Consider the following 15,084-nt stretch of genomic DNA (forward strand, 5'->3'; position numbering starts at 1 on the left):
TAAATCATATTATTGGTCGATTACATGGAAGATTTGATGTTAGGTAATGAAAACCAGTAAGCTAAGTATTCGATTATTATGGTATATAACTCCACTGGTTATATTGCCGTTGTTATTTTTAGGGGGCTTTACGCTCACTAATGTAACCAACTCCACGCAAAAACAAGCCGACTTGATCATGAGTCGCTTTGTAGAACAACAGCAGCAAAAAGTATTCAACTATATCGATTCTTTTCATGCAACGGCTAAGTTACTCTCTGCTTCACCGGTACTAAGTGACTTTTTAGCTAAAGATTTATTTGAAGACGCCAGCTATACCTATCGCCTTGGCGCGTTAATGGACGTATTTGCCAGTTACAGTGAAGCCTACCCTGACATTATCAGTATTAACTTAGTCTCAAAAACCGGTAAAAGTGACGCCTATTACTCCAGTAATTTAACCGTAGCGCCCAAATCCTACCCATTTTTTGATCAAGTAAAACAAAGTAATTTAAGTCAGCAGCAGTTTATGGTGCAAAAAGAAGATGGCACCACCAATTTATACTTTGTACAGCGCATATATAGCGTCGACTATTATTTAAAACGCCCACAACAGCTAGGCTTTATTATTCTTAAAGTAGACCCCTCTATTTTAAACACCAGTATTTTAGAAGCGCCTTATAACAACACCTTAAATTTATTACTGGCCAGTGATGGTAAAATTTTATTTAGCTCTGATTATAAAATGCGTGGCCACTATGTTACTAAATATGAACTAAATAAAATTAACGATTTAGCGGATATAGGTAGCTTATCAACTATTGAGCTTTCAAGTGTTGATAAAATAGAGCGACTAATTTTTGCGGCCCAAATGAGTGGCGGCTACTATTATGTGTCGACTATTCCTAAAGCGGTATTATATCAATCGGGCAAAGCAATTAGTGTGATCACTGGGCTAATTGTAATTATTTCTGTGATCACCCTACCAATCTTAATTTTTATTGTGGTGCGTAATTTACTGCTTAACCCGATAGAGCTATTAGGTGAGGCAAGTCATCGAGTTGGTGATGGCGACCTCTCTGTTATACTGCCTGCATATACTACGGATGAAGTAGGAATACTGTTTAACGACTTTAATCACATGATTAACCAAATTAAGCATTATCAACAACAACTTGAAGAATATAAGCATCACTTAGAAGACAAAGTAGAAAGCCGAACTAAAGCGCTTGAGTCGATGAACAGCAAGCTTGAAGCCGCCATAGCCCAAGCAGAACAAGCAAACCAGCTTAAAAGCCGCTTTTTAGCCAATATGAGTCATGAAATTCGCACCCCGCTTACAGCTATTATGGGATTTACAGAGCAACTACTGCATAGCGAAAAAGCAACCAATGACAAACATCATTTAGGTACTATTCTACGTAATTCAAAACATCTGTTAGAGCTTATTAATAATATTCTCGATCTTTCAAAAATTGAAGCCGAAAAACTCGCGGTTGAACAAACGCCGCTAAATGTTGTACAGCTTATTCATGATGTTGAATCAATCATTAAACCTTTAGCACAAGAGAAGCAGCTATCATTTACAATTAATTATGTATTTCCGCTTCCGCATACTATTAATAGTGATATCACTCGTTTAAAACAAATACTCATTAATATTGCCAGTAATGCGGTTAAATTTACTGAGCAAGGCCAAGTTACAATAACCGCTAAATACCAAGCACCAAAAACGCTTACTTTTGTTATAGAAGATAGCGGCATTGGTATGTCGTCAAACCAAATTAATCGATTGTTTACGCCATTTGAGCAAGCCGATGCCACAACGACACGTCGATTTGGTGGTACGGGATTAGGGCTGTGTATATCAAAAAACTTAGCTCAGTTGTTAGGTGGTGATGTAAGTGTAACCAGTGAGGTGGGCGTGGGTAGTTGCTTTACTATCGATGTAGATTGTCATTTGAATGATTGTCATTTGAATGATTGTCATTTGAATAATAGCCTTGGCGGCAATTTATTATTAACCGACCACTCTCAACTAGCACCAGAAAAGGATCCGCAGCTGTCTTTTGCTAGCAACAGCTTTGATGCGCATATTTTGGTAGCAGAAGATAACCCTGATAATCAGTTATTGATTAAATTACTATTACAAACATGGGGGCTAGAGCCCGATATAGCCAACAATGGTGCACAAGCTGTAGAAATGGCATTAGTAAACGACTACCAGCTTATAATCATGGATATGCAAATGCCGGTTATGGGGGGTTAGAAGCAACTAAAATGCTTAGAGATGCGGCCTACGATGGCCCTATTATTGCTCTAACCGCGAATGTGATGAATCATGATATTGATACTTACCTTGAAGCTGGCTGTGATGAAGCGCTGGGAAAACCTATTGATAAAGACGCACTAGAAAATGTATTAGTTAGCTATTTACACCTTGAACGTGATAACCAAAACAAGTGGGATAGCTTATTGAAGAGTGAAAAGTTTCAGCAAATAAACGCTAATTATTTGGCAAGTTTACCTGATTATTTACAACAGATAAAAGCTCTGTATAACAGCCGGGACTGTGAGACATTGCGCGCCCTTGCCCATAGTATTAAAGGCAGCGCTGGTTGTTTTAACTTTGATGAAATTTACCAAAGCGCTTCAGCGGTTGAACACAGTTTAAAAGGTAATGATATGCCACAAAGAGAAAAGTGCGTAGCAGAACTTATTGCTGCAATAGAGCAAGCCATCGCTAATAAGTAATCCTTAAAAATTTAAACCCAGTGCCATGCCCATTAAAATCGCGTCTTCAAAGCCGTTTTTATTGGGTGCATCACTGGGGTAATAATTTTTACGTACTGACATTTCAATAAAGCCTGCACGTTCATACAAAGTAATCGCTCGCGTATTAGACTCTCGGACTTCTAAAAATAAATTTTCAGCGCTGTGTTGCTCACCGTACGCTATAAACTGTGTTAATAACTGCTGAGCAAACCCTTGCCCCTGAAAGCTCGGAGCAACACAAATATCCATTAAGGTAAAATCGGGCCCTGCTTTTTCACCAATGTAAAAACCTATCATTTGCTCGTCGTCGAACGCGGCTAAATTAAAATAGCGGCCCTGCAAACACGACTGCATTGTTTTTAATGTCCAAGGATGTGTGTGGCAAGTGGTTTCAATGGCCATTAGCTCATTGATATTCTCATCGGTAACCGACTTAAAGTGTATCAAGGTGTTCACTCATTAATGCCCATAACGCACGTTTTTGTGTACTGGACAGGGAAGAATCAGGTAAGCTTAATTGTTGTTCACTAAACTCTATGATTGATGACTTAATAATCTTGTCAATTATTACAGGCGCAAACGCACGCTCAATATCATCTTTTAATGTATCACTGAGTATTAACGATGAATTAGCTGACTGCTCTGACTGAGCTGGGCGAAAGTGTTGATTAAGTTCAAGCTTTTCTATACCAAAAACAGATGCGTAACGTGAATGCATAACGACTCGATGGAATTAGTAAGATGAATAATATAGGAAGTAATCAAAACGATGTAAAGAAGAAATGGCAGGGGCGGAGAGATTCGAACTCCCAACCGTCGGTTTTGGAGACCGCTGTTCTACCAATTGGAACTACGCCCCTGCAATGACGATGAATTATAAAGACCTTTTGACAAAGGTAAAGTAAAAATTCAACTTTTCGGTTTGTTTGCTTTTTAAATAAACAAAACGGCGAATTAGCATGCTAATTCGCCGTTAGTTATTACTTAATTATAGCAATGGGAGGATTATTCCCATTCGATTGTGGCAGGTGGTTTACCTGAAATATCGTAAACAACACGAGAAATACCGTCGATTTCATTAATGATACGGTTTGAAACCACACCTAAGAACTCATACGGTAAATGTGACCAACGCGCAGTCATAAAGTCGATGGTTTCTACACAACGAAGTGAAACAACCCAATCGTACTTACGTGCATCACCCATAACCCCTACCGACTTAACCGGTAAGAATACAGTAAACGCTTGACTTACTTTATGGTAAAGCTCTGCTTTGTGAAGCTCTTCAATGAAAATAGCATCAGCGCGGCGAAGTAAATCACAGTACTCTTTTTTGATTTCGCCAAGTACACGCACACCTAAACCAGGCCCTGGGAATGGGTGACGGTAAAGCATGTCATACGGTAAACCTAGCTCTAAACCAATTTTACGTACTTCATCCTTAAATAACTCACGTAATGGCTCTACTAAGCCCATTTTCATGTCATCTGGTAGGCCGCCCACATTATGGTGCGATTTAATTACGTGCGCTTTACCAGTCGCTGAGGCCGCTGATTCGATTACGTCAGGGTAAATTGTACCTTGACCTAACCATTTTGCGTTTTTAAGCTTTTTAGCTTGCTCATCAAATACGTTAATAAACGTATGACCAATGGCTTTACGCTTATCTTCTGGGTCTGATTTACCTGCTAAGTCATTTAAAAATTGATCTTCGGCATCTACTTTAACAATGTTTAAGCCAAACTTATTGCCAAACATATCCATAACTTGCTGGCCTTCGTTTAAACGAAGTAGCCCGTTATCAACAAATACACAGGTTAGTCGCTCACCAATAGCACGGTGAATAAGCATAGCTACAACCGATGAATCTACACCGCCTGATAAGCCTAAAATAACTTCGTCGTCGCCAACGGTTTCTTTGATACGCTCAATGGCGTCATCAATGATTTTTGCCGGCGTCCATAACTTTTCACAACCACAAATATCAATTGCAAAGCGCTCTAATAAGCGTTGACCTTGATGTGTGTGTGTTACTTCTGGGTGAAATTGTACACCGTAAAAGCGTTTTTCTTCGTTAGACATTGCCGCATGTGGACAAGTAGATGTTTTAGCTGTGGTATTAAAAGTATCTGGAATTTCCATTACTTTATCACCATGGCTCATCCACACATCTAGTACACCATTGCCGCCATCAGTAATATGATCTTCAATGGCATCAAATAATGCACAGTTACCCACTTTTTCAACTTGTGCGTAACCAAATTCTTTTTTATCTGAGCTATGTACACGGCCGCCAAGCTGCGTTGCCATAGTTTGCATACCGTAACAAATACCCAATACTGGAACGCCTGCATTAAATACATACTCAGGAGCACGCGGGCTGTTTTCAAGCGTAGTTGATTCTGGGCCACCAGAAAGGATAATACCTTGTGGGTTAAACTCGCGAATTTGCTCTTCGGTTACATCCCAAGCCCAAAGCTCACAATAAACACCAATTTCGCGCACGCGACGGGCGATTAACTGCGTGTATTGTGAACCAAAATCTAAAATGAGGATTCGTGAATCGTGAATGTCTTTGCTCATGAAGTATCTCGTAAAGTCAGGTGCTAAACGCCACCAGCTTAAGCTGTGTGACTATATTAGGGCTAACAAAGGTTAGCCCACTTATTTCAAGTTGTTAAAGGCTGATTAGCCTAAACGGTAGTTCGGTGCTTCTTTAGTGATTTGCACATCATGAACATGCGACTCACCCATACCAGCAGAAGTTACACGTACAAACTGTGGTTTAGTGTTTAACTCTTCGATTGTGGCACAACCGGTTAAGCCCATTGCACTGCGAAGACCACCCACTTGTTGGTGAATAATTGTCGCAATTGGCCCTTTATAAGCAACACGACCTTCAATACCTTCAGGTACTAACTTGTCAGCTTGGTTTGATTTTTGGAAGTAGCGATCTGATGAACCTTCTTTTTGATCCATCGCACCTAGGCTGCCCATACCACGGTAAGACTTGTAGTAGCGACCTTGATAAAGTTCAACTTCACCTGGTGCTTCTTCAGTACCCGCGAGCATAGAGCCAACCATTACACACGATGCACCCGCAACCAATGCTTTTACAATATCACCAGAAAAACGAATACCGCCATCGGCAATCACTGGAATATCGCGACCTTTAAGGCCTTCAACCGCATCTGAAATAGCTGTTATTTGTGGTACACCACAACCAGTAACAATACGTGTAGTACAAATAGAACCTGGGCCGATACCCACTTTAACAGCATCAACACCGGCATCTGCAAGGGCAATAGCACCTTCGGCAGTTGCCACGTTACCCGCAACAATTTGTAAATCAGGGTAAGCTTGACGAGTCGCTGCAACACGGTCAATAACACCTTGTGAGTGACCATGAGAAGTATCGATTAGTAGTACATCAACACCGGCTTCAACTAATGCAGCAATACGCTCATCAGTGCCTGCGCCAACGCCTACCGCAGCACCTACACGTAAACGGCCTTGCTCGTCTTTACATGCATCTGGTTTGTCTTGTGCTTTTTGGTAATCTTTTACGGTGATCATGCCTTTAAGTTTAAACGCATCATCAACCACAAGAATCTTCTCAATGCGGTGTTCGTGCATTAAGCTCAAGATATCTTCGCGAGCCGTTCCCTCTTTAACCGTTACTAGGTTTTCTTTTTTCGTCATCACTGTTGAAACCGGCTGTTCAAGCTTAGTTTCAAAGCGCATATCACGGCTAGTTACAATACCTACAAGGTTATTTTCGCTATCGGTGACCGGAAAACCTGAGAATCCCTTTTCCTGAGACAACTCAACGGCATCTGCAATAGTCAGATCGGCAGTAACTGTAACAGGGTATGAAACAATACCTGCTTCATAGGTTTTAACTTTACGAACATTTTTCGCTTGTTCTGCAATGGTCATGTTTTTATGGATAAAACCAAGACCACCTTCCTGCGCGAGGGCAATAGCTAAACGAGCTTCTGTAACAGTATCCATAGATGCTGAAATGAGCGGCAAGTTAAGTTTGATACCACGCGTTAAGCGAGTTGAAATATTTGCCGTGTGTGGCAAAACAGTAGAATGACCAGGTACTAAAAGTACGTCATCAAAGGTAAGAGCTTCTTTAGCGATTCTAAGCATTTTGGCAACTTCTCACATGTGGATCTAAGATAAGGAATTGCGGCCAAATTTTAACAGCGTTGCAGGCACTAGTAAATAATATTTTGTATTTATTTATGATAAGCTAGATTTATAAATGTTTTTTGGTAGTTTTTATGTTTTCTAAGCCCTCGCAAACGGTTTATACCGTATCTCGCCTTAATCGTGAAATACGTGCCTTACTTGAACAAGGTTTTGCGTCTTTAGTGCTCACCGGTGAAATTTCTAACTTTATTGCGCCTGCTTCTGGGCATTGGTATTTTTCGTTAAAAGACGATAAAGCGCAAATTAAAGCCGCCATGTGGCGTGGCAATAATCGCAACCAAAGCTACCGACCAATTAACGGCGCGCAAGTAACCGTTAAAGCTCGTGTATCTTTATACGAGCCCCGTGGTGACTACCAGCTTATTGTTGAACATATGGAGCCTGCCGGCGAAGGGCAACTTAAGCAAGAGTTTGACGCGCTAAAAATGCGTTTGGCTGCAGAAGGCTTATTTAGCTCTGCTTATAAAACCCCCTACCCCAAAACATAAATCGCATAGGGGTGATCACCTCACCTACAGGCGCCGCAATTAAAGATATTTTAACTGTTTTAAAGCGTCGTGCGCCGCAATTAGAAGTGGTTATTTATCCGGCTATGGTGCAAGGCAAAGAAGCGCATGGCCATTTAATAAATCAAATAGAGCTGGCAAATCGTCGTAACGAAGTAGATGTGATTATTATTGGGCGCGGTGGTGGTTCATTAGAAGATTTATGGTGCTTTAATCATGAGCAACTTGCTCGCGCTATTTATCAAAGCGAACTACCCATTGTGAGCGCTGTTGGCCATGAAATAGACACCACGATTAGCGATTATGTCGCTGATGTGCGCGCTGCAACGCCCTCGGCGGCCGCAGAGCTAGTAAGCCCCAATACGCAAGAACTGCACAATAGAGTTAACCAATTAATTAGCCGTTTAGCAAATGCATTTAAACACGACATTGCCGATAAACGCGCACTGGCAACTCAGCTACAGCACCGTTTAAATTTATGCCACCCGCGCAATCAACTAAACCAAAAATCACAACGCTTAGATGAGCTGAGTATTGCACTGCAACAAGCAATGCATCAGCGTTTATATCAACAAGAACGCGTGTTAGCTAATTTAACACCCAGACTAATGCGTCAATCGCCAGATAAAAAGCTAGCAAATGCAAACCATCAGTTAGCCCAGCTCCATGCAAGGTTACACCAAGCGATGCGGCATCAGCTACAACAGGCAAATAACAATCTTGCCTTACAAGCAAGTCGACTAGATTCGGTCAGCCCCCTTAATGTATTAGCGCGCGGTTACAGCATTACTAAAACAGCGCAAAATAAAGTGATTAAGTCAGTGGAAGATGTAAAAGTGGGTGATGTGTTGATCACTGAGTTAGTAGATGGCCAGTTTATTTCAAAGGTAGAAGCTTAGCCATATTGCTAAGCGCTAGCCTTGCGTACTAACAGTAAACTCAATACGGGCATCGTTAGATTGAGATGCGCTGAGTTTAAATTGCTGCCACCAAGGTTCAAGATGAAGCTTATCGTTAAGCTCGCGCCATAATTTAGCCCCATAATTAACGGCATTTTGGTTTATGGTAAGCTCAAACTTGCAAATTGTTTGCTTACACTGCAGCGCTGTAAGCTCAGCGCTATCTGCAAACTCATTAATAATTAAAAAGTCAGTTAACGCGACTTCAAGCTCGTAACTCCAGTCGATATTATCAGCCTCTTGTTCAAACTGTATTGCGAGCTCATCATCAAGCTCTACACTTTCTGATTGATTTAACTTTAGCTGTTGTTGAGACTGCTTAAGCTGGATTGATTTTTTCAAGCCGCTGATTAAGCTCAACCACATGTTGTGCCAGCTGAGTTTGTTGATCAGTCACTTGGGCTTTATTCACCTGCACTAGGTCTTGCAAAGTAGTTGCTTGATTATTGACTTGAGTGCTAGGCGAAGAGATTACTGGTTGTTTAGGCGCTGAGAAAACGCGTGTGGAATCTTTAAAAAACAAAAAGTAACCACTTGCCAACGCCACACCTGAAGAAAAACAGAGCAGCATGGCCATAAGGTTACTTTTATATATCATTTCTAGGTACTCAAAAGTTAAAGCATTGCACTGGTGTGCGATTCGTTTTCTGGCTCGGGATACTCTAAAAAGTTTTGATTCATACTTTCTGCCGGACACTCACAATCGGGACGACCAATAATTTTTGCAGGCACGCCAACAGCAGTAGTGTGAGGCGGGACAGGGCTTAATACCACTGAACCTGCGCCAATTCGTGCGCCCTCGCCTACTTCAATATTACCCAATACTTTAGCACCCGCACCAATAAGTACGCCCGCTCTAATTTTAGGATGGCGATCGCCTTGTTCGTTACCCGTACCACCTAATGTAACCGATTGTAATATCGATACATTATCTTCAATCACGGCGGTTTCGCCAATTACAATACCGGTAGCATGGTCAAACATGATGCCTTGCCCGACTTTACAGGCAGGGTGAATATCAACCCCAAACACCTCTGAAGTACGGCTTTGAATAAAGCGAGCCAGCTCTTTACGGTTTTGTTGCCATAAGCAGTTTGCTAAACGGTGTGCTTGTATCGCATGAAACCCTTTTAAGTTTAAAATCACGGTAAGGTAGGTTTCTGCCGCAGGGTCACGGTCTTTTACCGCTTTAATATCATGAGCAACATACGTCAGCATCCGGTCACACTTTACAAAGGCTTGGTCAAACAGCTCACGGATTGTAAAAGCAGAAACCACAGCGTCAGCTAGTTTATTAGCAACAATAAAACTCAATGCCGACCCTAAGCACTCATGATTTAAAATACACGAATACACATGGCTCGCTAAAAGGGGTTCACGAGTTACTACTTCATTTGCTTCACTGCGAAGCTGTTGCCAAATTTCATGACGCATAATAATGCCTTAAGATTAGTACAAAGAGCCTACCACTAATTCTAACGGATTTAGCCGCCTAGGTGTTAATCCCTTTGTTATTTGTTCTAGTTATTAGATATAACTAGTTAAATTTCAGGCTTATATTACTTTTTCAAAGCCATACTATATGACAGCTAGGAAGGTTTGACCATTTGTGCAAAAATAAAATAAGTTAATAAAAATCAATAAATAACAATATATGGCAGCACGTGTGTCATGTGCCAAAATAGCCACTGGCGTACTGCTGACGGCGTAAAAAATAATAATAAACGCTAAATTAGCATCATCAACTCAACAAGGATAACGATGATGAAAAACGACATATTAAATACAAAAAAATTAGGCTATAAATTTTACTTTCAAGATGGCGATAACCAAATAGTCTGTTTTGGAAGCTACTTTACAGGTAAAGAAGAAGTCTATATTAACGATGACTTAGTTAGCAGCAGACGCAGTGTTAATATAAAAAGCTCACACAAATTTGATTTTGAAAACTCGCAGTACCAAGTGAAATTTGACATGCTCAACATACTGACAGGACGACTTGAATGCACCCTATATAAAGATCAAGAAGTGCTTGCCAAGCAAGTTCAAAGTAGCCTTCCTAGCGATCCTAAAAAAGCGGCTTTTTTTATTCTAGGCTGCGCGTTAGGTGGTGCAGTATTTGGCTATACCACTGCAGCAGTAATGGAACTATTTGTAGGGAAACTTTAACATGCAATTAAACCCTACAACGGTAAAGTCGCTTAGGCACACATTCGATTGGACACAACAACAGCTTGCCGATGCCTGCGATGTAAGCTTACGAACTATTCAACGGGTAGAAAAAGAAGGTGCAGCCTCAAAAGAAACCACCATGGCCTTATGTGCGGTATTTGAAGTACGCCAAGGTGAGCTTATTAAGCTTGATGAAAACAACCAAAATGATGCCAATAACAGCCCATCTAAAAGTTTTATTGCTGGTTTAGTTATTAGCTCTGTTATTAGTTTTGCTCTTGGTGCAGCCTCAGTACTATTAGTTAGTAACTAATAAAATATAAAAATGCCCCAATGCTTACGACACAGGGGCATTTTTTATATTTAAGAACTTAAATTATTGAAATACTTTATCCACCTTTACTACTTCAATATTTTTTGCAGGAATTGCTAATTTATAATTAGCAATTACCTTATCTTCAGCCACTAACTCGGCAGGCTTATCGGTGTTGTACACCATAGGCGAGGTTTGCATAGTTGCTAAACGTTTTTGCATATCTTCACCATCACCGGTAACAAACACATAGTGAATATTCTCAGTTTGTAGGTTGTCTTTTATCACTCGATTTATATCGTCAACAGTCAATGTTTTAAGCTTGTTTGTTACATAGTTTACAAAACTATCGGTGTTATAAAACTCGCTATCTAGCGCATAACCTAACTGGCGATTTTGACTAGCAACCATTTGTGGCACAAAGTTAATTAAAAAGTTACGCGTGGCTTCAAAATCAGCCTCAGTCATGCCATTTTTAATTAGTTTATCTAGCTCAAATAATGCGGTACGGGTAGCAAAATGCGCATCGTTGTTTGAGCGCAGTGGACGCAGCCACACTTGGAATATTTGCTCAGAGCGCCCTAAGTTTGCATCCGGTTTAGTTTGAAACATACCTCTAGGAAAGTATTCAATGTAGGCGTAATCACCGTAATTCATACCACGCGTTTGACGAATACGTTCGTACAAGTAACTGTTAGAACTACGATGTTCACCAAAGTACGAGCGCGCTAACCACAATGCGGTCCAGTCGTCGCTGCTACGAATGGTATCAATAGGAAAACCAAACGATACAGCCGTTGATTGCGCTGACTTTTCAACAATCGTTGCATGATGACCTTTAAGCTCTGGCGCATCAGGGATTGTTAAGCGGCTTTGTTCGCCTTTAGGGAGTGTCGCTAAGTCAGCTAACATTTGTGTTTTGAGTTTTTCAGGCACAGCACCAATTAAACCCACAGTAAGTTTAGCTTGTGTAAGCTCAGCATTATAAAACGCTTTAACATCATCAAGAGTCAGCGCTTCTAAATCAGATAAATCACCGTAGTTATAGCTTTCATAAGGGTGGCCTTTATAAAGCACACTGTAGAGCACTTCTTTACCCAACTCTTCATCATTAGAAGCTTTTAAACCCGATTTAATGCCATCGATCATTTCTTTTTTCAGACGTTTAAAGTCATCTTCTCTAAAGCCTGGGCTTAATAGCTGCTCACTCACTAAGGCATACCACTGAGCTGCATTATCTTTATGAATACGCCCTTGGAACGACAGCATTTCTTTATCTATTTGATAACCAAAGTTACCCGCCAGCGGATACATTGCCTTTTTAATATCTTTGTAACTCATTGAGGTTGAGCCACCTTGCGCCAGCATTGCGGCAGTCAGTGCTGCCACCCCTTTTTTACCTTGCGGATCGGCAGCGGCACCGGTATTAAATAATAAGTTAATATCGATTAACGGCGAGCTATTAGTTTTATCAAGCACCTTAAAGATAGGCTTACTCGGTACTTGCTGATACTTAGCTACCAAGGCATTTAAGTCGCTTTTTTGCTCAAAACCAGGGGCTTTATCAAGTGCCGACATAGTAATTGTGGTGCGCGCATTATCAACAAAATACTTATTGGCAACGGCTCTAATATCTTCGCTAGTGATATTGTCTGCTGATTTATACAGCTGATTAATCACCTCAGGATCGCGCTCAAAATGCATATAGCTGGCAAGTGTAGAGGCAATTGCTTGCGATGAATCAAGGCCATTAATAAAGCTGTATTTAAGGTTAGACTTTAAATCGCTGAGTTTTTGGCTATCAACCAACTCGGTACGGGCTTTGGCATACGTACGGTTTATAGCATCACGCACTGTGGCTAAATCATCGGCATTTTCAACTTTTACAAATACATGCAGTAACCCTGGATCTTTAGTTTCAGGGTTATAGGTAAACATTTGACTCGCTATTTGCTTTTCTACTACCAGCTCTTGGTAAATATCTGAACTGCTCGAAAAATAAAGCTGCGACAGTAAATCTAATGCGGCTCTGTCTTTTTTCTGAGGCTCCCATGCAGCCCCTTTATACGACACAAGTAACCAATGGCCAGGTAATCCTTCGTTTTGCTCATGCACATATTTTGGCGCTTGCTGAGTTGGCTCTTTTGGAATATCAGCAACATAGTCGCCTTTTTGCCAATTACCCCAGTGTTTTTTAACCATCGCCATGGTCTCTTTTGGATCAACATCACCAACAATCACAAGCGATACATATTCAGGCTTATAAAACTTATCAAAAAACTCTTTACCGTAGGCCATTTGATCTGGCATAGCTTCAATGTCTTCAAAAAAGCCCATAGTAGTGTGTTTATAGGTATGTTTATCGAACGCTTCTTGGCGTACCGCACTTAATAATTTACGAATTGGACTGGCATTATTTTTTAAATACTCGCCTTTAACCGTTAGCGCTTCGGTTCTAAATTGTTCTTCGGTGTAGCTTAAGTTTTGAAAAATATCAGCTTCAATCTCAAGTACTTTATCAAGATGCTGTTTTGAAAAATTTAAGTGGTAGTTAGTGTAATCGTTAGTTGTGTAGGCGCGGTTATCAACCCCTGAATTTTTTAGAATATCTGAATACACATCTTGCGGAAACTTTTCAGAGCCTTTAAACATCATGTGTTCAAAAAAGTGAGCAAAACCAGTTTTACCTGCTTCCACTTCATTACGCGAGCCAACAGACACCGGTATTTGTAGCGATACTACATCTGGGTAATCGGTTTTAACTACCATAACGCGCAAGCCGTTATCTAGCTCTTCTATTAGGTAATCCTGTGAAAAAACACGCTCATCTGCTTTATTAACTTGTTCTTGTTGAGCTGCTGTTTGCGTGTTTTGACTTTGCGGCATAGCACAACCTGTTAAGGCCAGCGATACCGCTAGGCTAGTTGCCAATAATTTAAATTTCATTGTTATCCCTTTTTAAATTGAGCAATTTTTAAAACATTTACCAAACTAAGTATGCCGTAAAGTAATTAAATATAAGAGCCCTAAGCCTATTAATTATGTAAACAACTGTGTCAGTTATTAACTATGAAAATAATTCACGTTAGTTGAGAAACTTTCAACAAATAAATCTATCTAGACGTCTAAATGGCTGCTATATTAAATCCATCATCACAAATTAAGCTGGAATGAGGATTATGGCTTTATCACTTCAAGAAAAAATAGAAGATACCAACCAAGGTGTTTACCTAATTGGCACAACACCGCCAAAAATTGGGACTGATAAAGCGCAATTAAAAGTCATTGCCGAAAAGTTATTAGGCCGTTTACACGAAATTGAATATGACGGTGTGATTATTTATGACATTCAAGATGAAAGCAGCCGTACAGAGCAAGCGCGTCCATTTGCATTTAAGCAAACAGTTGATCCGCGCGAGTACAGTCAACTCTTACGAGGCTTATCTGATCTTGATGTCATTACTTATAAAAGTGTAGCTCAGCGCGGTGTGAGTGAGTTTAAAGCGTGGTTAGATGAAACTAAAAATGACTACGATTTAAAAAATGTAGTGTTAGTGGGTAGTCCTTCATCAGCAGGTGATATAAAGCTGAGCTTACCGAATGCCTACAAAACTCTGGCAGAGCAGTCAGAAGACTTCTTTTTAGGTGGCGTCACTATTGCTGAGCGCCATGCCAATAAGCGCAACGAGCACCAACGCTTAATAGAAAAAACAGCACAAGGATGCCAGTTTTTTATCTCTCAAGCCGTGTACAACGCACAAGCAACCATAGATTTAATAACCAGTTATGCGCGCACATGCAAAGCACAAGGCCTGACACCTAATCGGATTATATTGACCTTTACGCCTTGTGGTGGTGAAAAAACCTTGGAGTTTATGCAGTGGCTAGGCATCTCAGTGCCAGAGGCAACTAAATGGCGCATGCTTGATTCGGAAAATACACTAAGCGAATCGGTGCGTATTTGTCGCGAAAACCTCGACTCAATTTTAAAAAGCTGTGCCCACTTAGGTGTACCACTGGGTTTAAATATTGAAAGCTTAACCAATCGTAAAGAAGAAATAGACGCATCAATTAACTTATACCGTTTATTAAAAGCAACAATGGAACTCAACCTTGCGGAGAAACTGATAGCTTAATTGCGGGGTTCGGGGTTCGGGGT

11 protein-coding genes, 1 tRNA gene and 2 pseudogenes are annotated in these 15,084 nt (G+C 40.6%); 5 read left to right on the plus strand and 9 right to left on the minus strand.

The genetic code is table 11. The annotated features are described in order from the left end of the window. Positions 1-46: 46 nt before the first annotated feature. Positions 47-2,733: pseudogene (locus tag AC0L7Q_RS12370) on the plus strand (ATP-binding protein). Between the two features lie 3 nt (positions 2,734-2,736). Here AC0L7Q_RS12370 and rimI read toward each other — a convergent pair. The 5 genes from rimI to guaB all read right to left on the minus strand — a co-directional run bounded on the left by rimI (position 2,737) and on the right by guaB (position 6,912). Continuing rightward, positions 2,737-3,201, minus strand: coding sequence for a ribosomal protein S18-alanine N-acetyltransferase (rimI, locus tag AC0L7Q_RS12375; protein WP_409423763.1), 465 nt, complete (start codon positions 3,199-3,201; stop codon positions 2,737-2,739). Then, a complete protein-coding gene (locus AC0L7Q_RS12380) occupies positions 3,188-3,472 on the minus strand; it encodes a hypothetical protein (RefSeq protein ID WP_413400693.1) in 285 nt (94 codons plus the stop codon). Before AC0L7Q_RS12380 ends, rimI begins: the two co-directional genes overlap by 14 nt. Positions 3,473-3,537: 65 nt before the next feature. Further along, positions 3,538-3,614 (minus strand) — tRNA-Trp (locus AC0L7Q_RS12385). A gap of 145 nt (positions 3,615-3,759) precedes the next feature. Continuing rightward, positions 3,760-5,337, minus strand: a complete 1,578-nt coding sequence (gene guaA, locus AC0L7Q_RS12390) for a glutamine-hydrolyzing GMP synthase (RefSeq protein ID WP_413400694.1) — start codon at positions 5,335-5,337, stop codon at positions 3,760-3,762. A 105-nt stretch (positions 5,338-5,442) separates the two neighbouring features. Further along, complete coding sequence (gene guaB / locus AC0L7Q_RS12395; protein ID WP_008110278.1) at positions 5,443-6,912, minus strand: IMP dehydrogenase; 1,470 nt, start codon at positions 6,910-6,912, stop codon at positions 5,443-5,445. Positions 6,913-7,046: 134 nt separating this feature from the next. Here guaB and xseA point away from each other — a divergent pair. Beyond that, positions 7,047-8,380, plus strand: a pseudogene (gene xseA, locus AC0L7Q_RS12400) (exodeoxyribonuclease VII large subunit). 15 nt (positions 8,381-8,395) lie between these two features. Here xseA and AC0L7Q_RS12405 read toward each other — a convergent pair. The 3 genes from AC0L7Q_RS12405 to cysE are packed head-to-tail and all read right to left on the minus strand — an operon-like array spanning position 8,396 to position 9,874. After that, on the minus strand, positions 8,396-8,782 hold the full coding sequence (locus tag AC0L7Q_RS12405; protein WP_409423765.1) for a hypothetical protein: 387 nt from the start codon (positions 8,780-8,782) through the stop codon (positions 8,396-8,398). Continuing rightward, positions 8,760-9,017 carry a hypothetical protein gene (locus AC0L7Q_RS12410; RefSeq protein ID WP_473697720.1) on the minus strand — a complete coding sequence of 86 codons (258 nt, stop codon included), beginning with the start codon at positions 9,015-9,017 and terminating at the stop codon, positions 8,760-8,762. Before AC0L7Q_RS12410 ends, AC0L7Q_RS12405 begins: the two co-directional genes overlap by 23 nt. Positions 9,018-9,055: 38 nt before the next feature. Then, on the minus strand, positions 9,056-9,874 hold the full coding sequence (gene cysE / locus AC0L7Q_RS12415; RefSeq protein WP_008110273.1) for a serine O-acetyltransferase: 819 nt from the start codon (positions 9,872-9,874) through the stop codon (positions 9,056-9,058). Positions 9,875-10,201: 327 nt separating this feature from the next. Here cysE and AC0L7Q_RS12420 point away from each other — a divergent pair, with 327 nt between their 5' ends. Continuing rightward, positions 10,202-10,609: a hypothetical protein gene (locus tag AC0L7Q_RS12420; protein WP_413400699.1), complete on the plus strand. Its 408-nt coding sequence runs from the start codon at positions 10,202-10,204 to the stop codon at positions 10,607-10,609. Position 10,610: 1 nt separating this feature from the next. Continuing rightward, positions 10,611-10,925: a helix-turn-helix transcriptional regulator gene (locus tag AC0L7Q_RS12425; RefSeq protein ID WP_075169747.1), complete on the plus strand. Its 315-nt coding sequence runs from the start codon at positions 10,611-10,613 to the stop codon at positions 10,923-10,925. Positions 10,926-10,988: 63 nt separating this feature from the next. Here the strand turns inward: AC0L7Q_RS12425 and AC0L7Q_RS12430 are convergent, their stop codons facing one another. Then, complete coding sequence (locus AC0L7Q_RS12430) at positions 10,989-13,871, minus strand: M16 family metallopeptidase (protein ID WP_413400700.1); 2,883 nt, start codon at positions 13,869-13,871, stop codon at positions 10,989-10,991. Positions 13,872-14,104: 233 nt separating this feature from the next. Between AC0L7Q_RS12430 and AC0L7Q_RS12435 the strand changes: the two genes are divergently transcribed. Further along, positions 14,105-15,061, plus strand: coding sequence for a methylenetetrahydrofolate reductase (locus tag AC0L7Q_RS12435; RefSeq protein ID WP_413400702.1), 957 nt, complete (start codon positions 14,105-14,107; stop codon positions 15,059-15,061). The last annotated feature ends 23 nt before the right edge of the window (positions 15,062-15,084 follow it).

This window comes from Pseudoalteromonas sp. KJ63-1 (assembly GCF_055808145.1).